This window comes from Bacillus sp. GW823-FHT06A10, assembly GCF_058795375.1.
Map to the genome: position 1 here is coordinate 12993 of NZ_JBXAHT010000001.1, position 22852 is coordinate 35844.

A 22852-nucleotide genomic window follows, 5' to 3' on the forward strand; every position below is an offset into this window, starting at 1 on the left:
GAAATGATGAAGGTACTATTACTTGGAGATATAGCAAATCGTTGGGCAGTATCGGTAGAGCGAGTTCAAGAATTGGTTCAAATTGATCCTCTTTTTCCCGGGCCATATATTATATTACCGTCAAAAGATGCTTTGTATTTAGAGATGGATATTACCGAGTATGAGCAGCTACATGCAGAATTGACACAAGTTTATATTCGTGGGAGAAATTTACGTGCATTTTTAAGAGGAGAATAAAGGTTGAATAAAAAAGAGCGAATGCTGAGTGCAACAGGCTATGCACTTCATGTCATTCGCTCTTTTTATTTCATATTTAAAAGGTCATTTTTAAGAAAAGAAAAGAGAAATAAAGAAAATAGATGAAATAATAGTAATAATCTTCAATGTAAGCGTTTAAATGAATGTAAATATTATTATTTTCAGCAATTTCCCCCTTTACAAGTGAAATATAGAGGAGTATATTTACTCTCATAAATCATTCATAAAATTTCCAAAAAAACCTAAAATCGCTGAGTTCCAGAAATGGAGCGGGGGAACCAATTTTGTGCATCGTCACTTGGGGTGAATCTTTCAGTTTTGAAAGTAGGGCTACTCTTTAGGCCCGAATCCGACAGCTAACCTCGTAAGCGTTTAGAGAGGAGGTTTACTTTTTGTTGTTCATTTTTTGAACACTGAGTAGAGCTCAGTGTTCTTTTTTAATATTTAAATGGTAAATTTTAACAAAAGAAGAGAGGGATAGTTATGTTAGATGTTGTAATGGTCGGGATTTTTATTTTATTAGTTGCATCGATGGCAAGTCTTGCAAGTTGGTCAGATAAAGTTGTGAAAGAAGGAAAGCAATCATGATGATTGTCTTATCGGTTATTGTCGCAGCAATTACAGTGTATTTAGTGTATGCATTATTAAATCCAGAGAAGTTTTAATTAGGGGGAATCATTCATTATGATTTGGGTTGCAGTCATTATTACAATGCTCTTGTTTATTTTAGTAGCAAAGCCAACGGGGATTTATTTAGAAAAAGCTTTTCAAGGTAGCAAAACGTTAGATAAAGTATTCGGGCCTTTTGAAAAACTTATTTTTAAAATTACGGGTGTAAAAGCATACAATCAAACGTGGAAACAGTACGCATTATCATTAGTTTTATTAAATGGATTTATGATCGTTGTCGTATACTTCATTTTCAGATTACAAGGTGTGCTGCCACTAAATCCAGCGCATATTGAAGGGATGGAGCCTACGCTCGCTTTTAATACAGCAATTAGTTTTATGGCTGATACAAACTTACAGCATTATAGCGGTGAAAATGGTTTATCTTATTTATCACAATTAATCGGAATTACATTTTTAATGTTTGCGGCACCAGCAACGACATTAGCGCTCGTTATGGCTTTTATAAGAGGACTTGCTGGAAAAGAACTTGGTAACTTTTTCGTTGATTTTACGAGAGCGTTAACGAGAGTGTTTCTTCCTATCGCATTTATTGCGGCACTAGTTTTTGTCGCACTTGGCGTACCGCAAACGCTAGATGGAGCGGTTACAGCACAAACGATTGATGGGGCAAAACAAAGTATATTACGTGGACCTGTTGCATCATTCGTTTCCATTAAGGAACTTGGAAATAACGGCGGTGGATTTTTCGGAGCAAACTCTACGCATCCTTTTGAAAATCCAGGACAAATGAGTAATATTTTGCAAATGATGCTTATGATGTTATTACCAACAGCACTTCCATTTACGTACGGACGAATGGTAGGAAATAAAAAACAAGGTCGCATCCTTTTCGTGTCACTATTTATGGTATTTTTACTAGGGTTTATAACGATTACGACATCTGAACTAAACGGGAACCCGGCATTAAATGGAATGGGTATCGAACATGTACAAGGAAGTACAGAAGGGAAAGAAGTACGATTTGGAACAGTATTTTCTTCACTATACGCAACAGTAACGACAGCTGCTGAAACTGGGGCTGTTAATACGATGCATGATACGTTAACACCAATTGGCGGTCTAGTTCCACTTGTAAATATGATGTTAAATACAGTGTATGGCGGCGTTGGAGCAGGCTTTGTAAACATTATGATGTATGCAATTATCGCGGTGTTTATATCTGGGTTAATGGTTGGACGGACACCAGAGTTTTTAGGTAAAAAGATTGAAGGTAAGGAAATGAAATTAATCGCGGTCACGATTTTATTTCATCCATTGCTCATTTTAGGCTTTTCGGCATTAGCTCTTTCAACAAATTTAGGGACGGATGCTATTTCTCATTCCGGTTTCCACGGTTTAACGCAAGTTGTATATGAGTATACATCGTCAGCTGCGAATAACGGATCTGGATTTGAAGGATTAGGAGATAATACACCGTTTTGGAATATTACGACTGGTTTAGTTATGTTTTTAGGACGTTACTTCAGTTTAATTACGATGCTAGCTGTGGCAGCTTCGTTGAAAGAAAAAACGGTAGTGCCAGAAACAGTCGGAACGTTCCGTACAGATAATAGTTTATTTGGTGGCATCTTCATCGGAACAATTGTAATTGTTGGTGCATTAACATTCTTTCCGATGTTAGTACTCGGACCAATTGCAGAATTTCTTACATTGAAGTAATGGAGGGTAAATGATGAGACCGGTAGTAGTAAAAGAAAAACAATTAAATGAGTCACAAATACATGCTGTAGAAGATGAAGTTAGACAAGCGAAAACGATGGATCGTGATATCGTAACACATGCGATGAAGCAATCCATTGCGAAATTGAATCCGAAAGTCATGATAAAGAATCCGATTATGTTCGTTGTGGAAATTGGATTTATCATTACGTTCATTTTATCTTTTCTTCCAAGTAGTTCTAGTAGTATACCAGGTTGGTTTAATATAACAGTTTCTCTCATTCTATTATTTACAGTTTTATTTGCGAATTTTGCAGAAGCATTAGCAGAAGGTCGTGGTAAAGCGCAAGCCGATTCTTTAAAGCAGTCAAAGAAAGATGTGTTTGCAAATGTTGTAAAAGAAAATGGAGACATTGTCCAAGTTTCAGCAACTGATCTTACAAAAGGTGACGTTGTTATCGTAAAACAAGGAGAAATGATTCCGAATGATGGCGAAGTAATCAAAGGATTAGCATCTGTAGATGAATCTGCAATTACAGGGGAATCAGCTCCTGTTATAAAAGAAGCAGGCGGTGATTTTTGTTCCGTAACAGGTGGAACGATGGTCGTAAGTGATGAAATTACAATTGTCATTACGAGTAATCCTGGTGAATCATTTATAGACAAAATGATTTCTTTAGTAGAAGGAGCTGCTCGTCAAAAAACGCCGAATGAGATTGCTTTAAATACAGTATTAACGAGCTTAACTCTTATTTTCTTGATCGTCGTTGTGACGTTGCCGATTTTTACAAATTATTTAGGGTTTCAAATTGATACTGCTGTGCTAGTTGCATTATTAGTTTGTTTAATTCCAACGACAATTGGTGGGCTATTATCGGCAATTGGTATTGCTGGGATGGACCGTGTGACAAAGTTTAACGTGTTAGCGATGTCGGGGAAAGCAGTAGAAGCTGCTGGCGATATTAATACAATTATTTTAGATAAAACAGGTACAATTACTTTTGGGAACCGGATGGCTCATACATTATTGCCTGTAGGAAATGAAACGATTGAGCAAGTTGGAAAGTGGGCCGCTATTAGTTCTGTTTTAGATGAAACACCAGAAGGTCGATCTGTTATCGAGTATGTGCAGGGAAAATCTATATCATACAATAGAGAACTTGCAGAACAAGGTGAGTTTGTTCCGTTTAAAGCAGAAACGAGAATGAGTGGTGTTGATTTACAAGACGGAACGAAAGTGAGAAAAGGTGCTGTAGGTGCCGTTATTGAATGGGTTGAGTCACAAGGCGGAATAATTCCGAAAGATGTAAATCAAAAAGCAGACTTAATTTCAAAAGAGGGTGGAACACCACTTGTAGTTGCAGTAGATAATCGTATTTACGGTTTAATTTATTTAAAGGATACAGTAAAACCGGGTATGCGTGAGCGTTTTGAACAGTTACGCCAAATGGGGATTAAAACGGTTATGTGTACAGGTGATAATCCGTTAACGGCAGCAACGATTGCAAAAGAAGCTGGAGTAGATGAATTCGTTGCCGAGTGTAAACCGGAAGATAAAATTGCTGTTATTAAAGCAGAGCAAGATAAAGGGAAACTTGTAGCGATGACAGGTGATGGTACAAATGATGCTCCAGCATTAGCGCAGGCCGACGTTGGATTAGCGATGAACAGTGGTACGACAGCAGCGAAAGAAGCGGCGAACATGATTGATCTAGACTCGAATCCAACGAAAATTATTGAGGTTGTAGGAATTGGTAAGCAATTGTTAATGACGCGAGGTGCGTTAACGACGTTTAGTATTGCGAATGATATAGCGAAATATTTTGCAATCATTCCAGCAATGTTTACACTTGCGATTCCGCAAATGGAAGCATTGAACATTATGAAATTAACATCACCACTGTCAGCGATTTTATCAGCATTAATATTTAACGCTGTTATTATTCCATTACTCATTCCGTTAGCGATGAAAGGTATTGCATATAAACCGATGAGTTCTAATGCATTGCTTAGCCGAAACTTACTTATTTATGGGCTTGGCGGAGTTATCGTTCCGTTCATTGGAATTAAAGTAATTGATATGATTGTCGGCTTGTTCATATAAGGAAGAGGGGAAAAAGATGGAAAAGAAACAAAGTATACTATCACCAATTATCCGTATTACTTTTACATTTCTAGTGTTGTGTGGACTTGTATACCCACTTATTGTTACTGGTATTGCACAAGCAGTGATGAAGGATAATGCGGATGGAAGTCTAATATATAATGATAAAAATGAAGTGATTGGTTCTAAATTAATCGGGCAAAACTTCACGGATCCACGTTATTTTCAAGGGCGTGTTTCTAGTATTGAATATAAGGCAGAAGCATCTGGTTCAAATAACTATGCACCATCTAATCCAGATTTAGTAAAGCGAGTAGAGAAAAGTATTGAAGAGTGGAAGAAACAAAATCCCACTGTTCCAGTCACAGAAGTACCGATAGATTTAATGACAAATTCAGGTTCAGGGCTAGATCCGGATATTAGTCCAAAGGCGGCTTCCGTACAGGTAGAGCGCATCTCGAAATTAACGAGAATCCCGAAAGAATCGCTGGATCAGTTGATTAAAGATCAAACAGAAGGTGCAGCACTTGGTTTATTTGGAGAAGATCGCGTGAACGTTTTAAAGTTAAATTTAGAATTACAGAAACTACTGAAATAGTAACAGTGCTACCTCAATCTAATGGATTGAGGTAGCGTTGTTTCGAAAGAAAGGTTGTGAATGTTTTGTATGCAGATGACTATAAACCGACTTTTCAAAGGCGAACACCAGAGGAATATTTAGAATATATTCGTCAGCAAAATCGGGGAAAGTTAAAGTTATATGTCGGAGCAGCTCCAGGCGTAGGAAAAAGTTATAAAATGCTCTTTGATGCAAGGGAAATGAAAAAAGATGGAATTGATATTGTAATTGGTTTAATTGAAACGCATGGAAGAAAAGAGACGGAAGAAGCAATTGCTGATTTAGAAAAAGTTCCTTTGAAAGAAATACAGTATAAAGGAAAGGTATTTTATGAGCTTGATGTGGAAGGAATAAAAAAACGCGCGCCGCAAGTAGTCGTAGTGGATGAACTTGCGCATAGTAATGTTCCTGGTTCTAAACATAAGAAACGTTATATGGATGTGCAGGAATTGTTAGAGGCTGGTATATCGGTATTATCAGCGTTTAACATTCAACATTTAGAAAGCGTTCATGATATTGTAGCTCAAATTACGAATGTAAAAGTACGAGAACGTATTCCAGATTTTATTTTGCAAAAAGCAAATGAAATTCAGCTCGTTGATGCAACGCCCGAGGTATTAAGGAAGAGACTAATAGACGGAAAGATATATAAAGAAGAAAAAATTCAGCAAAGTTTACAAAATTTCTTTACACTTAATAATTTAGGAGCACTTAGGGAATTATCACTTCGCGAGGTTGCCGATGATATGGACGAGAAAATTAGCCAAACAGTAATAGAACCAATTGGCGTAAAAGAAAAAATTCTTGTTTGTGTACAATACAGTTCAACAGCGGAGAAATTAATAAGACGGGGATGGCGCATGGCTGATCGGTTAAATGCTGAATTGTACGTATTAAACGTTGAGAGGGAAAATATAGATTCTATTTCAGCTGGAAAAAAGCAGACGATTGAAGAGTGGAAGACGCTAACGAATCAATTTGATGCAAGTTTTGTATTAGAAGAAGCAAGAGGGAGAAAGCCAGCGGATGTTATTATTGAAGTTGCGAAAAGATTACAAGTAACGCAAATTTTACTTGGGCAATCGGCAAGAACTCGTTGGGAAGAAATACGAAAAGGTTCGATTGTAAATGAGATTATGAGGCAAACGAGGTATATTGATATTCATATCGTTGCAGATCAAAGAGTTTAAAATAGAGCCGCCTTTTTTTGGGGCTCTATTTTGCTTTTTGTACAGCATGAAAACTTAGCATTTTCATTGCATATAAGATTACAAGTAAAAACATAATTGCGCCTAGGAAGAAAATCCAAAAGTAATTTTGGTTAAATAAAAGAAATCCACCTATAAGTGGCCCTGTACCCATACCAAGATAGCGGATGAAGTTGTATATACCGATAGCTGTTGCACGTTCTTGTACGAATTCTTCTGTTAATAAAGTAGTGTGAGTTGGCATAGAAAGTCCCATACTAAAACCGTACAAAGATGTAACGATAATGATGAAGGGGATATTGATGCTATATGTGAAAGAGAATAAAACGACACATATAATATTGAAGAAACTCGTAATAAATAAAGCTTGCTTTGTTGTGAGGCGTTTTTGCAAAAACTTGTAGCAAAAACTTCCTAGCATGATAGAAAGAGACATTGGTACAAACATAAGACCAATTTTATTTACAGTTAAATGAAATGAATTTGTTAAAATACTCGGTAAAAAAACGAGAAAGCAAAAGTAAATACAAAATTGAATGAAGCCAATAAGAGTAATAGAAAATCCAGTTTTATTTTTTAAGATAAGAGAGTAATTCTTTTGTGCTTTAGACTGCTTAATTACATTTGGCTTTGTTTCTGGAAGTAGTGAAATGTTTATCATTAATAAGATAATGCCAAGTGTAGATAAAAAGAGAAATACAGATAAGTGACCATTTATACTGCCAAGATAACCACCTATGAGAGGAGCCATTGCAGGTGCGAGGGCAAGTAACATTTGGTATAGGCTCATCGCTTCTCCGCGTTCTTTTCCTTCAAATAAATCGCCGATAATCGTTGCTGAAACTACAGGTATAGCCGCTATTCCTATAGCTTGAACAGCTCTAAAAAAGAGAAATAAATAAATGTTTGCCGAAAAAGCACATCCGATTGAAGCAATCGTACTAATAATTAAACTAGGAATAAGGACAGATTTTCTCCCTTTTGTATCAATTAAAGGGCCATATATGAGCTGCATAATCGCAAGAACGAATGTAAAAAGTGAAACTGTTACATTTACAAGATAAAGAGAAGTATGAAAAGAATTTTGAATCATCGGTAAGATAGGTGTGTAAATATTTTGAGCGAAGGAACCGAATAAGGCACTAATACAGATAAAATATAAAATGAAATTTAGTTTAGATTTTTTCATCTTGTTAACCCCCTTGTAATTTAGTTTCCTAGGAAACTAAATTTATTTTAACATGATTTTCTCACTTGTAAAGATGAAAAAATAATTTTAAAATGGTATATAGTTAAATTGTTTCTTCGGAAACTTAGGAGGCGGACGGATTGAAGCATGCAACGAAGCAAATGGAAATACTGTCGGACATTCGTACACTTTTGCATAAAAAAGAAGAACATTTAAAACGACAAAACGAGAAGTTTCTTCGTGAGACAGGTGTAAGTAGTATGTCTTTATCTGAGTTACATGTAATCGAATGTATCGGAAAAAATGGTTTGATGAATGTAACGGCAATTACGACAGAAATGGGCATGACGAAGGGAGCAATCTCTAAAATTTGTACAAAGTTGTTTCAAAAGCAATTCGTTGAGAAGATGCAAATGTTAGATAATCAAAAAGAAATCTTCTTCCGCTTAACGGAAAGTGGGAATGAAATATATAAAGCTCATGAAAAATTGCATAAGCAAGCTGAAGAAAAGTGGTTGTTACTTTTAGATGGATATACGAAAGAAGAGCAAGACTTTATTCAAAGGTTTATAAAGGATGTCTCCAATCATTTGGAAATATAATTGGAAGAAAAAACTCCTTTTTCTCAAGTCTTTTAAATATAATTTCTGAAAGAACTCATATATAATAGAAAAAGATACTTAACATGGTGAATAATTAAAGAGTCAATATATATAGAGGAGAGAGTAACATGCTTGAAAATACGGGGTTAGTATTAGAAGGCGGCGGTATGCGTGGTGTGTACACGGGCGGGATATTAGAATACTTTATGGAACAAGATTTATATTTTCCATATGTAATCGGTGTATCAGCTGGTGCTTGTCATGCAGCGTCGTATCTTTCCAGACAAAGAAATAGAAATAAAACGGTCAATATTGATTATGCATCACATCCGAAATATTTATCGTATAAAAACTTATGGAGAAAACGTCAGCTATTTGATATGGATTTCATTTTTCATGAAATTCCAGAAAAGTATGTGCCGTTTGATTTTGAAACATACTTTAATAGCCCGGAACGTTTCCTTGTAGGAACGACGGATTGTGAAACAGGGCAATCTGTTTATTTTGAAAAAGAAGGAACGAATGATGATGCGCTAAATTTATTACAAGCGTCTAGTTCATTGCCTTTCATTGCACCGGTAGTAAATTACCGCGGTAAACAACTGTTAGATGGCGGGATTTCTGATCCAATTCCAGTTCGTAAAGCGCAAGAGGATGGATTTAAAAAATCAGTCGTTATTTTAACGAGAAATCATGGCTACGCGAAGAAAAAATCAAGGTTTGGATGGGTTGCAGCGAAAGCTTATAAAAAATATCCGAACCTTGTTAACACGATGCTCAATCGTTATGAAGTGTATAATGAAACACTTCACTATATTGAAAAAGAAGAACAAGCTGGCAATTTATTTGTTATTCGCCCAGAAGTGCCGCTTCAAGTAGATCGTATGGAAAAAGATACAGCAAAACTACAAAATTTATACGAGCAAGGCTATGAAGATGCAAAGAGACAGTTTGCAGATTTAAAGGCGTTCTTGCAAAAATAAGTATTAGGCTGCGGAGAAGAGTTTCTCCGCAGCTTTTTTATATTGCTACTTATACGTTACTTTTTAAAAATGTATGAATGTTTAAGTGTTTAAAGAGTTTGTAAAACACCGGGGTTTCTTGTTGAGGAGAATTTATTTGAAGGATATTATGATGATGTAGCGCTACTAAACTATTAAATTTATGAGGTGATTGTTAATGAAAGGAAAAGTTTTTTCAATTACGACTTTAGTATTATTAGCAACATCAACCTCAACAAGTGCATTCTATCCAACTCTAAGCGGTAACCTACTATCTTACAGAGCTCAAACTACTACGAATCAAAATGCATCTCGTTGTTCAGTAGCAATTTCTTTTATTAAATCAAATGGAAATAATTCATATATTGAAAGCGCTTCATACAAATTAGGATCCCATGAATCTGGAAGAGCATTAAACGCAACTGTGAGTAATGGTGCATATAACGCCTTTGGTGCAAAAGGACTATACTCGGAGCATTATGCAAATGAGAATAATGACTATCAAGAAGATACACACAAAGGTACTTTTGATAGTAATGGTAACTTACGATTACAGTGGTAAAAAGCATTAAACAGTTGTCTTTATAAATATTTAGATAAGGAGAAGGGGATGTTCATCATCTCCTTCTTATTTAAAAGGAGCACAGACATGTACCTAGCTTTTAAAAATATAAAAAGCAATAAACTGTTTTTCTTAATTCTCCTTATGTCATTTTTTATTTCTTTTCTTTCTATATCAATAGCCGCACTTTTAACAGAGTCTAAACGAAACTTTATATCTGCTTTTCAAATCGGTTTTCCAGAGAAGAACCAATTTTTAACTGTTCCGATAGCGAATGCAACTGAATTGGAAGAGATAATTCCTTTCATACAAGATACTTTTGTTAAAAGTGATATTTATGTAGAGCATTTAAAAGCATTAAATAGTTCAGGGGCAACAAAGATCATAGCTGTGAATTTAAAAGATGATTATTATTGGAAGCCATATATTTCTGAAGGACAATATTTTCATCGTGAAAATGTAAACGATATGGTTGTTGGCGATCAAACGAATGTAGAGGAGTTATATGAATTTGATGATACATATAAAAAAATAGGAACTATATCAAGAAAAGACAGTGACGTCGGTGTAGCAGGCATATACGTTCCACTTCAAAACTTACCTACTATATCTAAAAAAGGTATTATCGCGAGTAAACAATTACAATTAACAGTTGTTAATCCTACATCATCTATTCATAATGAAATAAAAAAGTTTATGGGTAGGAGTAAAGAAGTGCTTTCGGGAGATGTTCAAATACTGAATGAACGAGATCTTCAGGAACTACATGTGACACATATAGATCCAGCAAATAAGTATTATTATAAATTTATTCTTGTTGCAATTGTTTCTGGCATTTCTGCGGTTTTATTTTGGATTTATAAAAAAGAAAGAGAGATTTCATTAAAAAAAGCAGTAGGTGCTTCTAATATATCTATTTACTGCGAACTATATATTCAAATTTTGTTTATTTCTCTAGCAGCGATGTTCTTAGTTTTTATTACGTTAGAAATATTTTCGGGAACAATTCATACTTATTTTCAGACATACTTAGTAAAACCGTTAACACTATATGTATTGATATGCAATGTTATTTTTATAATTTTTCTTACAATTTTTGTTACTATAATTCCAATCAAGCACATTATAAATATATATCCCGGAAAACATTTAAGAACGTAGGAGGTCTTCATGTTTTTTATATTTGATTCTATACGGTCTGTGAAAAAACGGTTGTTACCAAGTTTGATTATAGTAATTTCTTTAATTATTGCATTTTCTTCAGCAATAGAATTTGTTAGTAATCTTTCGGGATATCGAAAAATGATGACGGTAGCAAATAATTTATCGACTCATAAAAATTTCTATGAACTTTATGCGACGCAAGATATAACCTTGTTTAGCGAAGAAAAAGCGAAAAATGATTATCAATATTTCATGCAAGGGTTATCTAATATGATACCAATAACAAATAAAACTAATTATCTGTTCCGTAACTATTCACTTAGTTTAAAAAAAGAAAATGGAACGATAAAGACTCTTATTGTTGATAAAGATATTAATAAGTACTTTCGTATACGAATTTCACAAGGAAGATATTTTGAGGAATCGGAATTTCATAAATCAGTATTTGATATTAGACCTGTTATATTAGGGGCTAATTATATAGAAAAGGTATCTATTGGTGATGTTATACCATCTGGAAAAATGAAGCTAAAAGTAATTGGCTTTTTAGAAAAAAATTCACCATTTACATATCCTCGAAGTGGTGAAATATCGGATAATCGTATTACATTATTAGATGACATGGCGATTTTACCAATTGGAACAGAAGAAATAGAGTTCTATAGTGTAGAACTTTTATACAATGGGTTAATTATAGAAACAAATGAGAAGATAAATATAAATGAACTTCAAAAGAAAGTATTAAAGGTAACAGAAGGTAAGGGTTATTCGTATTATGTTACAAATCCGAATAAATTGTTAGAAAACGAAAAACAAGGTATTGATAATATGTCATACCCCTTATTATTAAGCGGTACAGTCTTATTTTTTTCATTTCTATCTATTGTATTAACATCAATGGCAGCACTTTATATGGAGCGTAAAAGTATTTCTATTAAATCAGCGTTAGGTGCAAGCACTTTTCAAATATGTCTTCCATTTATTATTGAGTATATGTTGCTATTCGTTTTAGCGATATGTATAGGCATAATGTATTTTCAATGGGAGAATAGCGGAGTAATTGAAATTCAGAAAGGGCTAGAAAATAGTATAGTATCTTTCTTTGGAACGTTAAAAGTCTCTATAGAATCATTGGTTGTTATAGGTGCTTTATCACTTGTAATGATCCTCGTTATATATGCAATCATTTATTTCAATGTACTAAAAATAAAAAATACATATATGAAAGAGGTGTTATAAATGATTCAGCTCGCAAATGTGGCTAAGGGATATGGAAAGAGTAATTTTAGTGCTTTACAAGATATTAATCTTACAATAGAAAAAGGCGAAATGATAGCCATTATGGGACCATCTGGTTCTGGGAAATCAACCTTGCTTAACATTATTGGTTTAATTGATAGCCCCTCTACTGGAAAGTATTTTTTAGATGGAATGGATACGAGTACATTCAAGTCAAATTATCATAAGTATAGAAACACGGAAGTTGGATTTGTGTTTCAGAACTTTTCGCTATTAGATGATTATAAAGTTGTTGACAATGTAATGCTTCCGCTTATATATAGAAGAATTTCTCATAAGAAACGTATGCAAATATCAAAAGAAATGCTGAAAATGGTAGGGCTTGAGAGGCATATTAACAAATATCCTTACGAGTTATCAGGAGGAGAACAGCAAAGAACAGCAATAGCAAGGGCTTTAGCACAAGATACAAAAATTATACTTGCTGATGAACCGACTGGTGCTCTTGATCAAGAAAATGGGGAGAAAATTATGAGTATTTTACAAGAGATTAATAAAGAAGGAAAAACAGTGTTAGTTGTTACACATGATCAAAAGGTAGCTGCATATTGTCAGAGGACGATACGGTTACTTGATGGTTGTATGGTATAATATGGATAATGTTATGTGAAGAGGTGATACATATGGAAAATGTCTATAAAGGACTTAGGCATACTGGGTTTATTATGATGTTTATTTTTGGTAGCGTATTTTTACTTCGCTGGTTTATTCATGATGAAATGTTAATAGATCAACTTATTGGTTTTAGTGTGGGCATAGTAATGGTTATTTCATCAGTTTTCATTCAAAAGTATAGTAAAGAATTAAAGGTAGAAGAGAAGTATTAAAAGGTTATAACCTTCTTCATATTTTGAATGATTGTTGTAAAAGAAAAGTAGAGCATCGGATTTCGATGCTCTACTTTTTTAATGTGGTAAGAATATCAATTGATAAGCAAACAAAATTCCAAATACATATACAAGTGGGTGAACAGCACGGAATTTACCTTTTGCCACTTTCATAAGTGGATATGAAATAAATCCAAGTGCGATACCTGTTGCGATACTTGATGTAAGAGGCATGCTTAAGATTACTAAAAATGCTGGGAATGCTTCATCAAATGCGTCCCAATCAATGTGGCGAACTGAACCCATCATAAGACTACCAACGATAATTAATGATGGAGCAGTAATAGCTGATACACCAGAGACAGCACTTACTAATGGTCCGAAGAATGCTGCTAGTGCGAATAGAACAGCTACTGTAACAGTTGTTAAACCAGTACGACCACCAGCTGCAACACCAGCAGATGATTCAATGTAAGCTGTTGATGGTGTCGTTCCGAACATAGAACCAATAGTTGCTGAGAATGAGTCAGATAGAAGAGCTCGTCCAGCTTTTGGGAGTTTTCCGTCTTTCATAAATCCACCTTGTTGAGCTACCCCAAGTAATGTACCTGTTGTATCAAATAATGTAACAAGGAAGAATGAAAATACAACGCCGTATAATCCATAGTTAATTACGTCAGAGACAGCAGTAATTGGATTTGAAACGATAATTCCTTCTGGTAATCCAGGCATTGATGTAACACCGTTTGAGAATGTTAATTGTCCTGTGAAGAAAGCGATAATACCAGTTAATAGCATACCGATAAATAGTGCGCCATTTACATTTAAAGACATAAGGATAATAGTAATTCCAAGTCCAGCTAATGCTAGTAGAACTGGAGCAGAGTGAAGATCACCAAGTCCAACTAAGTTTGCATCATTTTTTGTAACGATACCAGTTAATCGTAAACCGATAAAGGCGATAAATAACCCGATACCAGCAGTAATTGCATGTTTTAAGTTTTCAGGAATTGCTTCCATTAATTTTGTACGGAAAGATGTAAATGATAGCAAAATTAAAATCATACCTGCTACGAATACAGCAGAGAATGCAATTGCGAAAGTCATGCCTTCATGCGCTTTTACAACAGAGTAAGAGAAGTAAGCATTTAATCCCATACCTGGCGCGATTGCGATTGGTAAGTTTGTAAAGATTGCCATAAATAATGTTCCGACAACAGCAGCAATAATTGTTGCTGTAAATGCTTGTTCAAATGGAACACCTGCATCTCCAAGGATAACAGGGTTTACGACAATGATATATGCCATTGTTAAGAAGGTAATAATACCTGCCATAATTTCAGTTTTAATAGAAGTTTTATGTTTTGAAAGGTTAAACATATAAACATCCTTTCTGTTTACGAATAATTTTCACAACAGTTATATATAATATTCGTTTTTTATCTATTTTGCAATAGTTTTGCATAAAAAGTTTATAACAATTCATATTTTGTGTCTTAAATTCGAATATTAATCGTAAACCGATGTGTGAATTTCAGCTTTTTATTGTGCACATGCTAAGGAAAAGGAGTTGAAAGCAGCTATGCCACAGCAAAAAAACTTTATAACAATGCCTGCGCAACATCAAAATAAGCAGCCTGGTATTGAATCATTAATGAATCCTCTACCACAGTTTGAAGATCCAAATTATAAAGGAAGTGAAAAGTTAAAAGGGAAGAATGTGTTAATTACGGGAGGAGATAGCGGAATTGGACGAGCAGTTTCCATCGCTTTTGCAAAAGAAGGAGCAAATGTTGCGATTGCTTATTTAGATGAGGAAGAAGATGCAAAAGAGACGAAACAACGTGTTGAAAAAGAAGGTGTAAAGTGTGTATTGTTGCCGGGGAATTTGAGTAATGAACAGCATTGTAAAGATATTGTGGAAGAGACCGCCCGGCAGTTAGGTAGTTTAAATATTTTAGTGAATAACGTTGCACAGCAATATCCGCAGCAAGGGCTAGAGTATATTACAGCAGAACAGCTAGAAAAAACATTTCGTATTAATATTTTTTCTTATTTTCACGTTACGAAAGCAGCCCTTTCTCATTTGAAGAAAGGGGATGTCATTATAAATACGGCATCTATCGTTGCATATGAAGGAAATGAAACGTTAATTGATTATTCCGCAACGAAAGGAGCAATCGTAGCTTTTACAAGATCACTTTCTCAATCGTTAGTGCAAAAAGGGATTCGGGTAAATGGTGTTGCACCAGGACCGATTTGGACACCGCTTATTCCATCGAGCTTTGATGAGAAGAAAGTCTCTCAGTTTGGGAGCAATGTCCCAATGCAAAGGCCTGGTCAACCATATGAGTTAGCGCCGGCATACGTATATTTAGCGTCTGGTGATTCTTCTTATGTTACTGGACAAATGATACATGTAAATGGGGGCGTTATTGTAAATGGATAGTTTTCATTTATAAGAGCAAAGTAATGTTAATTCCACTTATTATAGTGAGCGCTAGGGGGGATATAGCTGAAAAAGTTATGTTTCGTCATACTATTATTTTTCATCCTACCGGTTAGTGCTTTTGCTAATACAGATCATTTAATATTAGTGAATCTTACGACAAATCAGTTGTCTTTTTTTGAGAATGGAAATTATACAAAAACATTTCCAGTAACGACTGGAAGAGATCGTACACCTACGCCTGAAGGTAACTTTTGTATTATAACTAAATTTAAAAATAAAGAATACTATCGAAAAAAAATACCTGGGGGTGCACCGAATAACCCTCTCGGTACGAGGTGGCTTGGACTAGATAAGAATGAATATGCGATTCACGGGACGAACCGGGAATGGACGATTGGAAGTAGGGAATCAAATGGTTGTATTCGCATGCATGACAGGGATATACAATGGTTATATGACAGAGTACAATTACAAACAAAAGTAATCATTTCTCGTTTTCATACGAGCCCCGAATATGAAGCGAATAAGCTTGGTTATCGCGTTGTGAGCTGGAATGGTCGAAAAATAGAAGAAGAACAAATTGGAGTACTAACGCTAGTAGACCGCGCGGATATATATTGGCAAGAACCAAATGGACAGTTAACGAAAGTGAAAACGGTATTGCCAAATGAAAGATATCCAGTGTACTCAAAACGCAAAGACGGAATATATTATATAGGAAACAATTCGTATATTATAGATGAAACAGGAGAGAAAATTCGTTACGAGCAAATTCCTTCTTCGATTTTAAGTAATATATATAAACGGAAATACAATGTTCCGTAATGGCTACCGTATTATAGACGGTAGCTTATTTATACTTGGAGTTTAACTGCAACTATTGTATTTTGCTGAATATAATACAGTACAGATAGGGGGCGGTTATATTATGAAAAGTGAATTTGCGTTTAAAGTTTTTTTAGTAACGACCTGTTTATTTATCGTGTATTTATATGCGTTTCTCGTCTTTTCTTTTTATGTTCCATATGTTGATTTAATATTGTTCTTCGGATTTATTTGGGCGTTTGTGAAAGCGAGGGAAGGAGAGAAGAGTATATATCGGCGCATTACCTTATGCGGGACGGCCGTTCTCGTTATTTTGTACTTTTTTATTATGCATGATTTTTGGAGGGGAATGTAAAAAAGCATACGATGAATCGTATGCTTTTTTGTTTAATATTTAGGCTTAAATGTATGACAACAAGTCTCTACACTCGTTGCTACAGAACTTTCTAGCGTCTCGTTTGTTAAAACAGCAGCTGTATATGAATCATTTTCAGTTTGACCAGTTTCATCTGCATCAGGCTGAACGATGATCGCACTTGCTTGACAAAAGTTACCTTGTCCCCAAAAAGAACAGTTGGAAACAGAACATCTTACTTCTGGCATAAAACCCCCTCCTTATACATTAGTGTGGGATTTTACGCCCATTTCATGTGTAGAAGGAGTTTCCTTTTCTCGTTACTTTTTCGTTTGCTCAAGCCATTCTTTTAATTTGTCTTTCGGCTGTTCACCACTAATACGGCTCACTTCTTTGCCATCTTTAAAATGAATGATTGTTGGTGTACCTTGAATTTTATATTCATCCCAAGGAGCATCTAATTTTTCAATATCCATAACTTTCATATCAACGTTCAAGTCTTTAGCCATTGGCACTACGACAGGAGATAATTTTTGGCAATGAACGCAAGATGTTTGATAAAAGTATACTGTTTCTTCTTTTTTCTCTTTTAAATTCTTTTGAAGATCTGAAAGAGAGATTTTATTTGTGTAGTAGTCAGGACCATCTGTTTGACTACCAGTAGCACTTCCTCCTTCCATTTTTTGGCTGGTAGTAGTTTTTTCTTCCATTTGTGTTACAGCGAAAATTGCCGCAAACAAGGCGATAATAATACCACCAAATATGAGCATTTTTTTCATTCTTTCATCTCCTTATTTGTTTTTGATGACAATAAAGCTACAAACAGCGATTGTAATAAAGCCGATAAGTGCTAAAAACGGGATTGTCACAAAGCCGAACCAGTTTATGTATTCTCCCGTACATGGTACACGTCCACAAGCTGCCCCAGCAGCTGAAAATGCTGCGACTTTTTGAATTGCATAGTGATATAAAGAAATACAAGCACCAATAGTTGCGATTGGTAAAGAATAATTTGCGATGCGATAGTCTTTCTTTGCCACAGCGATACCGAGCCATAAAACGAATGGATACATAAAAATACGTTGATACCAACAAAGAACACAAGGCTCAAATTTCATGATTTCGGAAAAGTACAGACTTCCTAGTGTAGCGATAAAAGAAGCTCCCCATGCGGTAAGTAAAGCATATTCTTGCTTTTTTTCTCGTCCCATATTTTATACCTCTCTTATAATAGTTACATACTAAATTATAGTATGAAGTGGTATGGAAAAGAAAGAAAAAATATGTTTATCAATAAAAGTTTTATAAGGAGAAACTTTTATTGATATAAATATTTTAAAAAAGCGCCATTCTCCGGAAGAGAATAGCGCTATAGTTTACATTTGAATTTGTTCTACTTCTTCTACATGAGACTTTTGGGATGCGTGGTCAATATATTGAAATAGGAGCTGCAATTGTTTATCAACTTCTGGGAGTTCTTTACTGTATTGATAAGCGTGTAAAAAATGCTCAATACGCTTAGAAAATAATTGATCGTTCGTTTGAACCATGAGAACGAGTAATTTATCCCAGTTACAGCAATACGTGTAATAGAGAGCTTTATCATAGTCGTTATATGTTTGCACTGTGTACCCTCCTTACCGAGAGTTATATATAGTGTGTGATAAGTAAGGAGAAATACACTTGAAAGAATTTGTTAAGAAAAAAAGTGAATGAAAAGAAAAAACGAGGAGTTTCCTCGTTCTTTAAGCTTTTGGCATTGGCGTAGGTGTTGGTTTGCCATAGCCTTCTTTGTATTTATTATCGATATAGTTACGAATTTCAAGCGTTGATTTTCCTTTTTGTTTCATGGAAGCAGATTCAACTGCGATTTCTAGGCAATTGACGCAAGTCGTTGCATGGGAGTCCCAAACAACTTCACCATTCTTTTTAATTTCACGAATAAAGCAGTTTTTATTATTTTTATGTCCTACACTTTCACCGCAACCACAATAGCATGGAATCCAATCTAATAGCTCTGCATTTTGTCCAGCGACGGTGTAGATATCTTTCATTTGTGGATCAAGCTTATCTAGGAAGGTCGGAAGTGTGTCGACTCCTTTTGTTTTCTCTTGAATGTCAGCTTGCTGAGTGTGCGATGCGTGGTCATGTTCTTCTTTTTTTGATTCAGAAGATTTTTGGTCATTTGTACCAGTACTTCCGCATCCAGCAAGAATTAAGCTTAGTACTGCAAGTAAAGAAAATACATACTTTTTCATTCGCTTGTCCCCTTTACAAATGTATTAATCAAATTGTATCAGAGATTACGGTGTATCGGTTGAAGATTTTTTCGACTGATTTTTGAAGCGCCATCTTAGCGAATGGAATAGAAATAAAAGTGGTATGTAAGCGTATACAATATATAAACCTGCTTGAGATAGTACGGTATTTAATGTGTTGATACTTTCACGGTTTGTGAAAAGTAGAGAAGCTGAAAATATGATGAAAATAAAAAACGGTAATGTAAATTTAAATGAAATATGAAAGGAACGCTTCATCGTTTGACATGATGACCAAATGGTTAAGCAAAGGTTTGGTAAAATAATTAAAAACCAAACGAAAATAATAATATATTCAAAGCGCTGAATAAAAGGAACTTTAATTATTTTTAACATCGTTAAAGTAGGCCAAATAGTACGGTTTAATTGTCCCTCGCTGTAATACATAAAAGATACGATAGCTAAAACTACATAAATTAAGGTGCTAAAAGCAATTCCAGCATGGGCCCATCGCTTTAAAGATTTTCCTTTTTCAATAAAGGGATAAAAGATAAGAATTGTTTCAAACCCTAGAAATTCCAATGCAGAGTGTTTTGCAGATATAAGCATGTCAAAAGGTGAATGTGTAAAAATAGGTAAAATATTACGGAAATGAGCATATTTCATTGGATAGATTAAAAAGAATACAACGAAAATAGGAAGAACAATACCCCAAAAACATATCCCTGTCACAGAACGGAAGCCACCTTTTATAATGTAGTAAGTGACTAACAAAAACATAAGCGTAAGTTTCCATAACTTAATGGTAGGGAAAATCCAAACTTGTATCACTTCCATATATGTACGAAGAACAGTAAGGCAAAATAATAAGCAATAAAGAGTGAAAATTACAGAAAATATAGAGCCAAACCACTTTCCAAAGGTTGTTGTATGAATACTAATTAAATCTCCGTCTTTTTCAAGCATTTTTAACATACAAAACAGCACAATATGAGTTGCAATTCCCGCAATAATAAGAGAAATCCAGGCATCATAACCAGCGTTTTTTAAAATTACACGTTGATATCCGAGAATTCCTATACCAATCTGGAGAGAATGCAATAAAATAAATGCAAAATATGGAGAGACTGTCTTTGTTTTATTTATTGTATTCATTGCTTATTTCACCTCACTATTCTCCGATTCCAGATTGTACAATATTAAGATCTAAATTTATATCCACCGCTATATTTTTATACATATTTCGAATTTGTTTTATATTCCATTTTCTTGTATGGCTTCTAATTTCATCTCGTATTCCTAAAGGATCAATTTCCTTTTCTTGAAATTGTTTTATTAAATCTTCACAGTCTTTTTCGACATTTCGTTCAATTTGTTTTTTTATATAGTTGATATTTGTTTTTTTTCTTAGATCAATCCAATTAGGAGAGTTTTTAATTAATCCATTTAGTTTTAAATGGATTTTTACTTTTGGTATGTCGCCAGTTTGATCTATATCATACTTATTTTCCCCAGCTAAGTTTTGTATAACAACCATACCTTTATGTTTATCCTTTTTTATTGCTGCTTCGTAACGTCCATTTTTCGTAGGATTAATAAGTAATTTTGCTAAAACAGAATGTCTTTTATCCGTATACATGACGACTTTATCGCCTTTTAAAAAGGCAAGTCCTTTGACAGCGACAGAATGATTATCGTCCATTTTAATATAAGGAACATAGGCATCACATACAGAAGAGTAATAATTATATAAAAAAATGTTTAATTCAGTTTGTGGAATGTTCTCATTTCTTATATTTTGCTCGAGTAAATCAGCAATATATAAAGACCCATTTTTTTTTCCGTAATTTAAAAGCTCTTCAGCCGATCCATCTACAATTGCTAGTTGTACATCACGCCCGATATTTGGGTCACGTTGTAAGTTAGTAATAATCTCTCCCATTCCGCGTTCCCCTAGAGCCTTTCCAAATAGGACGACACGCATTTGACCTACAACAACATTGTGAGGAGATTTCGCATTTAATCGTGAAGCAATTGTTTCAAGTGAACGGGCAGATGTTGTTTGCGTCTCTGGTTTAGACTTTACACCATGTGTGTACTCTGGGAATAGAATAGTTCCTTGGAATTTTTTGTTTTTTGTGATGTCAAATCCAGCAATATGAATAATACGCTGTGCATCCACTATATACGTTTGTGTACAGCCAGTTTGTAAAACGAAGAAGATAATGATAAGGTGCAATAAAATTTTTTTCATTCATTCTCACCATCACGTTTTTGCTTCGATTTGTTTGGATTGTAGCGCCATTTTGATTTTGGTCTAAGAAAAGAAGGTCTTTGTGCCGTTTGACTAAATGGTAATCGAAGAAAACCTTCTGCTGTACCTAAACCACGAAATGGATATAAAGGTAATAAATAAGGTGATCCAAGTGATTTTAATTTAATTAAATGAGCTAAAATAAATACAAATCCGACAATAAGGCCTAATCCTCCGAATGCACCGGCTAAAAGAATAAGCGGAAAGCGTAACAACCGGATAGTAGAAGACATCTTTACAGTCGGTGTTGTGAAAGATGCAAGGGCGGATAAAGCAACTGCAATTAATAAAATTGTACTTGTTAAAGCTGCTTCAACAGATGCTTGTCCAATTACAATCCCCCCAACAATCCCAATCGTTTGTCCGACTTTTGTCGGTAAACGTGCTCCTGCTTCACGAAGCAATTCAATTGTAATTTCTAAAAAGAGTGCTTCTAGAATAGGAGGGAAAGGTACGTTAGCTCTCGAGAAAATAATAGGACCTAGTAAATCGGCAGGAATCATTTGATAATGATATGTTAAAGCCGCTGTATAAATAGCGGAGGAAAACAGAGAAAATATAGCTCCGAAAAAACGAATAATACGAAAGAACGATCCAATCATCCACGGTAAATAATAATCTTCTGGTGAAATGAAAAAATCCAGTAACGTTGTTGGTCCTGATAAAGCATATGGAGAGCCATCTGTTAAAATTAAAACTTCCCCGTTAATTAACGCAAATACAGCTCGATCTAATCGCTCTGTAGGTAATAGAACAGGAAAAGGTGAATTGCTATTATCACTAATAAATTGCTCAATCATAGTTGAATCAAATGGGACATCAAAGTCAATGTCTTCTAGCCGTTGTATTGCGGTGTTGATGAATTGTTCATTTGTAATTCCTTCTATATAAGCAACTGCTACTTTCGTTTTTGATATAGATCCGACGGTAACTTCTTTAAAAATGAGTTGCTCCGTTACGATATTTCGGCGTAATAAGTGGATATTTGTATCAAGGTTTTCAACGAAACCGATTTTAGGCCCGATTACGCTATACTCATTTTCTGTATCGTTATATAATCGTTTTCCTAAAACAGTACTTTCGGCACGAATTAAAGCATATTGATCAGGATTCGAATTGTTTTTTAAGCGTATTAAAATATATCCACCTAATAATTTTTCACGAATATCATCAATAGAAGGGGAGGTAATAATGTCTTCAATAGAGATGATATTACATAAATCAGAGATGTTTTGGATTTGTTCCGATTCCTTTTTTATAGGAGTTAAAATGAATTGTTTAATAATAAGTGCTTCCACGACAGATTTATAATAAAACAAGCACAACGTTTCATCTTTAAGTATGTTATAAGAGACAAAATCGCTTGATTCTTTCATGGTTTGTATAAATTCTGGAATAGAACAAAGTGTTTTTGTATTAGTCTTTTTTGATTTCTTAGATGATAAACCGAACATTTTCTCACC

Annotated in this window: 28 protein-coding genes and 1 riboswitch; of the genes, 18 read left to right on the plus strand and 10 right to left on the minus strand. The window is 34.6% G+C overall.

Going from position 1 to position 22852, the window contains the following annotated elements:
• Positions 1–3 precede the first annotated feature (3 nt).
• From AC1Q8M_RS00090 to kdpDN, 8 genes are all read left to right on the plus strand, one after another.
• Positions 4–237, plus strand: a complete 234-nt coding sequence (locus AC1Q8M_RS00090) for a hypothetical protein (protein ID WP_002025339.1) — start codon at positions 4–6, stop codon at positions 235–237.
• Positions 238–240: 3 nt separating this feature from the next.
• Entirely contained in the window at positions 241–363 is a 123-nt protein-coding gene (locus AC1Q8M_RS00095; protein ID WP_001034419.1) for a hypothetical protein, read from the plus strand.
• 134 nt (positions 364–497) lie between these two features.
• Positions 498–643, plus strand: a riboswitch (cyclic di-AMP (ydaO/yuaA leader).
• A gap of 98 nt (positions 644–741) precedes the next feature.
• Positions 742–846 (plus strand): SipW-dependent-type signal peptide-containing protein, encoded by a 105-nt coding sequence (locus AC1Q8M_RS00100; RefSeq protein WP_000887894.1) that lies wholly within the window; start codon positions 742–744, stop codon positions 844–846.
• Positions 846–923, plus strand: coding sequence for a K(+)-transporting ATPase subunit F (kdpF, locus tag AC1Q8M_RS00105; protein ID WP_223153441.1), 78 nt, complete (start codon positions 846–848; stop codon positions 921–923). Before AC1Q8M_RS00100 ends, kdpF begins: the two co-directional genes overlap by 1 nt.
• 19 nt (positions 924–942) lie before the next feature.
• Positions 943–2610: a potassium-transporting ATPase subunit KdpA gene (gene kdpA, locus AC1Q8M_RS00110; RefSeq protein ID WP_098361146.1), complete on the plus strand. Its 1668-nt coding sequence runs from the start codon at positions 943–945 to the stop codon at positions 2608–2610.
• A gap of 13 nt (positions 2611–2623) precedes the next feature.
• Positions 2624–4714: a potassium-transporting ATPase subunit KdpB gene (kdpB, locus tag AC1Q8M_RS00115; protein WP_001247992.1), complete on the plus strand. Its 2091-nt coding sequence runs from the start codon at positions 2624–2626 to the stop codon at positions 4712–4714.
• 16 nt (positions 4715–4730) lie between these two features.
• Positions 4731–5312 (plus strand): K(+)-transporting ATPase subunit C, encoded by a 582-nt coding sequence (gene kdpC, locus AC1Q8M_RS00120; protein ID WP_098361147.1) that lies wholly within the window; start codon positions 4731–4733, stop codon positions 5310–5312.
• A 56-nt stretch (positions 5313–5368) separates the two neighbouring features.
• Complete coding sequence (gene kdpDN, locus AC1Q8M_RS00125; protein WP_098361148.1) at positions 5369–6523, plus strand: KdpD-like non-kinase potassium sensor; 1155 nt, start codon at positions 5369–5371, stop codon at positions 6521–6523.
• Positions 6524–6548: 25 nt separating this feature from the next.
• On the opposite strand, the gene AC1Q8M_RS00130 is transcribed toward kdpDN, so the two are convergent.
• Positions 6549–7730: an MFS transporter gene (locus tag AC1Q8M_RS00130; protein ID WP_098855421.1), complete on the minus strand. Its 1182-nt coding sequence runs from the start codon at positions 7728–7730 to the stop codon at positions 6549–6551.
• 140 nt (positions 7731–7870) lie between these two features.
• Between AC1Q8M_RS00130 and AC1Q8M_RS00135 the strand changes: the two genes are divergently transcribed.
• The 7 genes from AC1Q8M_RS00135 to AC1Q8M_RS00165 all read left to right on the plus strand — a co-directional run bounded on the left by AC1Q8M_RS00135 (position 7871) and on the right by AC1Q8M_RS00165 (position 13185).
• A complete protein-coding gene (locus tag AC1Q8M_RS00135; protein WP_000679679.1) occupies positions 7871–8332 on the plus strand; it encodes a MarR family transcriptional regulator in 462 nt (153 codons plus the stop codon).
• Positions 8333–8460: 128 nt separating this feature from the next.
• On the plus strand, positions 8461–9315 hold the full coding sequence (locus AC1Q8M_RS00140) for a patatin-like phospholipase family protein (RefSeq protein ID WP_000892691.1): 855 nt from the start codon (positions 8461–8463) through the stop codon (positions 9313–9315).
• Positions 9316–9511: 196 nt separating this feature from the next.
• Positions 9512–9895 carry a hypothetical protein gene (locus tag AC1Q8M_RS00145; RefSeq protein WP_000676992.1) on the plus strand — a complete coding sequence of 128 codons (384 nt, stop codon included), beginning with the start codon at positions 9512–9514 and terminating at the stop codon, positions 9893–9895.
• Between the two features lie 87 nt (positions 9896–9982).
• On the plus strand, positions 9983–11056 hold the full coding sequence (locus AC1Q8M_RS00150; protein WP_098361150.1) for an ABC transporter permease: 1074 nt from the start codon (positions 9983–9985) through the stop codon (positions 11054–11056).
• 9 nt (positions 11057–11065) lie between these two features.
• Positions 11066–12298: an ABC transporter permease gene (locus AC1Q8M_RS00155; protein ID WP_000465076.1), complete on the plus strand. Its 1233-nt coding sequence runs from the start codon at positions 11066–11068 to the stop codon at positions 12296–12298.
• Positions 12299–12949, plus strand: coding sequence for an ABC transporter ATP-binding protein (locus tag AC1Q8M_RS00160; protein ID WP_098361151.1), 651 nt, complete (start codon positions 12299–12301; stop codon positions 12947–12949).
• Between the two features lie 32 nt (positions 12950–12981).
• Positions 12982–13185, plus strand: coding sequence for a hypothetical protein (locus AC1Q8M_RS00165; RefSeq protein WP_000432806.1), 204 nt, complete (start codon positions 12982–12984; stop codon positions 13183–13185).
• A 78-nt stretch (positions 13186–13263) separates the two neighbouring features.
• Here AC1Q8M_RS00165 and AC1Q8M_RS00170 read toward each other — a convergent pair whose 3' ends face one another.
• Positions 13264–14565, minus strand: a complete 1302-nt coding sequence (locus AC1Q8M_RS00170) for an NCS2 family permease (protein WP_000482710.1) — start codon at positions 14563–14565, stop codon at positions 13264–13266.
• 202 nt (positions 14566–14767) lie between these two features.
• On the opposite strand from AC1Q8M_RS00170, the gene AC1Q8M_RS00175 reads away from it, so the two are divergent.
• From AC1Q8M_RS00175 to AC1Q8M_RS00185, 3 genes are all read left to right on the plus strand, one after another.
• Positions 14768–15634, plus strand: a complete 867-nt coding sequence (locus AC1Q8M_RS00175) for an SDR family oxidoreductase (protein ID WP_088361063.1) — start codon at positions 14768–14770, stop codon at positions 15632–15634.
• Between the two features lie 66 nt (positions 15635–15700).
• Positions 15701–16462, plus strand: a complete 762-nt coding sequence (locus AC1Q8M_RS00180) for a L,D-transpeptidase (protein ID WP_098855422.1) — start codon at positions 15701–15703, stop codon at positions 16460–16462.
• Positions 16463–16565: 103 nt separating this feature from the next.
• On the plus strand, positions 16566–16817 hold the full coding sequence (locus AC1Q8M_RS00185) for a hypothetical protein (RefSeq protein WP_000834195.1): 252 nt from the start codon (positions 16566–16568) through the stop codon (positions 16815–16817).
• Between the two features lie 32 nt (positions 16818–16849).
• Here the strand turns inward: AC1Q8M_RS00185 and AC1Q8M_RS00190 are convergent, their stop codons facing one another.
• The 8 genes from AC1Q8M_RS00190 to AC1Q8M_RS00225 form a co-directional block, all read right to left on the minus strand.
• Positions 16850–17065, minus strand: coding sequence for a DUF1540 domain-containing protein (locus AC1Q8M_RS00190; protein WP_001115481.1), 216 nt, complete (start codon positions 17063–17065; stop codon positions 16850–16852).
• A 72-nt stretch (positions 17066–17137) separates the two neighbouring features.
• On the minus strand, positions 17138–17596 hold the full coding sequence (locus tag AC1Q8M_RS00195) for a thioredoxin family protein (protein ID WP_090978455.1): 459 nt from the start codon (positions 17594–17596) through the stop codon (positions 17138–17140).
• 12 nt (positions 17597–17608) lie between these two features.
• Complete coding sequence (locus AC1Q8M_RS00200; protein ID WP_000532261.1) at positions 17609–18028, minus strand: disulfide formation protein C; 420 nt, start codon at positions 18026–18028, stop codon at positions 17609–17611.
• Positions 18029–18193: 165 nt separating this feature from the next.
• Positions 18194–18442: a YhdB family protein gene (locus tag AC1Q8M_RS00205; RefSeq protein ID WP_001195459.1), complete on the minus strand. Its 249-nt coding sequence runs from the start codon at positions 18440–18442 to the stop codon at positions 18194–18196.
• Positions 18443–18562: 120 nt separating this feature from the next.
• The gene (locus tag AC1Q8M_RS00210; RefSeq protein ID WP_000761026.1) at positions 18563–19075 is read right to left on the minus strand and encodes a PCYCGC domain-containing protein; all 513 of its coding nucleotides are present in this window, start codon (positions 19073–19075) and stop codon (positions 18563–18565) included.
• 45 nt (positions 19076–19120) lie between these two features.
• Complete coding sequence (locus AC1Q8M_RS00215) at positions 19121–20230, minus strand: GerAB/ArcD/ProY family transporter (protein ID WP_090978457.1); 1110 nt, start codon at positions 20228–20230, stop codon at positions 19121–19123.
• 16 nt (positions 20231–20246) lie between these two features.
• Positions 20247–21329: a Ger(x)C family spore germination protein gene (locus AC1Q8M_RS00220; protein ID WP_000722245.1), complete on the minus strand. Its 1083-nt coding sequence runs from the start codon at positions 21327–21329 to the stop codon at positions 20247–20249.
• On the minus strand, positions 21326–22843 hold the full coding sequence (locus AC1Q8M_RS00225; protein WP_072939951.1) for a spore germination protein: 1518 nt from the start codon (positions 22841–22843) through the stop codon (positions 21326–21328). The genes AC1Q8M_RS00220 and AC1Q8M_RS00225 overlap by 4 nt, the downstream gene beginning before the upstream one ends.
• Positions 22844–22852 lie beyond the last annotated feature (9 nt).

Bases quoted from the DNA above. Each gene is read 5' to 3' on its own strand.
- AC1Q8M_RS00220 (WP_000722245.1), bottom strand. From the start codon at position 21,329: ATGAAAAAAATTTTATTGCACCTTATCATTATCTTCTTCGTTTTACAA.
- AC1Q8M_RS00165 (WP_000432806.1), top strand. From the start codon at position 12,982: ATGGAAAATGTCTATAAAGGACTTAGGCATACTGGGTTTATTATGATG.
- kdpC (WP_098361147.1), top strand. From the start codon at position 4,731: ATGGAAAAGAAACAAAGTATACTATCACCAATTATCCGTATTACTTTT.
- AC1Q8M_RS00130 (WP_098855421.1), bottom strand. From the start codon at position 7,730: ATGAAAAAATCTAAACTAAATTTCATTTTATATTTTATCTGTATTAGT.
- AC1Q8M_RS00155 (WP_000465076.1), top strand. From the start codon at position 11,066: ATGTTTTTTATATTTGATTCTATACGGTCTGTGAAAAAACGGTTGTTA.
- AC1Q8M_RS00140 (WP_000892691.1), top strand. From the start codon at position 8,461: ATGCTTGAAAATACGGGGTTAGTATTAGAAGGCGGCGGTATGCGTGGT.
- AC1Q8M_RS00175 (WP_088361063.1), top strand. From the start codon at position 14,768: ATGCCACAGCAAAAAAACTTTATAACAATGCCTGCGCAACATCAAAAT.
- AC1Q8M_RS00195 (WP_090978455.1), bottom strand. From the start codon at position 17,596: ATGAAAAAAATGCTCATATTTGGTGGTATTATTATCGCCTTGTTTGCG.
- AC1Q8M_RS00185 (WP_000834195.1), top strand. From the start codon at position 16,566: ATGAAAAGTGAATTTGCGTTTAAAGTTTTTTTAGTAACGACCTGTTTA.
- AC1Q8M_RS00150 (WP_098361150.1), top strand. From the start codon at position 9,983: ATGTACCTAGCTTTTAAAAATATAAAAAGCAATAAACTGTTTTTCTTA.
- AC1Q8M_RS00210 (WP_000761026.1), bottom strand. From the start codon at position 19,075: ATGAAAAAGTATGTATTTTCTTTACTTGCAGTACTAAGCTTAATTCTT.
- kdpB (WP_001247992.1), top strand. From the start codon at position 2,624: ATGAGACCGGTAGTAGTAAAAGAAAAACAATTAAATGAGTCACAAATA.
- AC1Q8M_RS00225 (WP_072939951.1), bottom strand. From the start codon at position 22,843: ATGTTCGGTTTATCATCTAAGAAATCAAAAAAGACTAATACAAAAACA.
- AC1Q8M_RS00190 (WP_001115481.1), bottom strand. From the start codon at position 17,065: ATGCCAGAAGTAAGATGTTCTGTTTCCAACTGTTCTTTTTGGGGACAA.
- AC1Q8M_RS00145 (WP_000676992.1), top strand. From the start codon at position 9,512: ATGAAAGGAAAAGTTTTTTCAATTACGACTTTAGTATTATTAGCAACA.
- kdpF (WP_223153441.1), top strand. From the start codon at position 846: ATGATTGTCTTATCGGTTATTGTCGCAGCAATTACAGTGTATTTAGTG.
- kdpA (WP_098361146.1), top strand. From the start codon at position 943: ATGATTTGGGTTGCAGTCATTATTACAATGCTCTTGTTTATTTTAGTA.
- AC1Q8M_RS00170 (WP_000482710.1), bottom strand. From the start codon at position 14,565: ATGTTTAACCTTTCAAAACATAAAACTTCTATTAAAACTGAAATTATG.
- AC1Q8M_RS00200 (WP_000532261.1), bottom strand. From the start codon at position 18,028: ATGGGACGAGAAAAAAAGCAAGAATATGCTTTACTTACCGCATGGGGA.
- AC1Q8M_RS00100 (WP_000887894.1), top strand. From the start codon at position 742: ATGTTAGATGTTGTAATGGTCGGGATTTTTATTTTATTAGTTGCATCG.
- AC1Q8M_RS00090 (WP_002025339.1), top strand. From the start codon at position 4: ATGATGAAGGTACTATTACTTGGAGATATAGCAAATCGTTGGGCAGTA.
- AC1Q8M_RS00160 (WP_098361151.1), top strand. From the start codon at position 12,299: ATGATTCAGCTCGCAAATGTGGCTAAGGGATATGGAAAGAGTAATTTT.
- AC1Q8M_RS00215 (WP_090978457.1), bottom strand. From the start codon at position 20,230: ATGAATACAATAAATAAAACAAAGACAGTCTCTCCATATTTTGCATTT.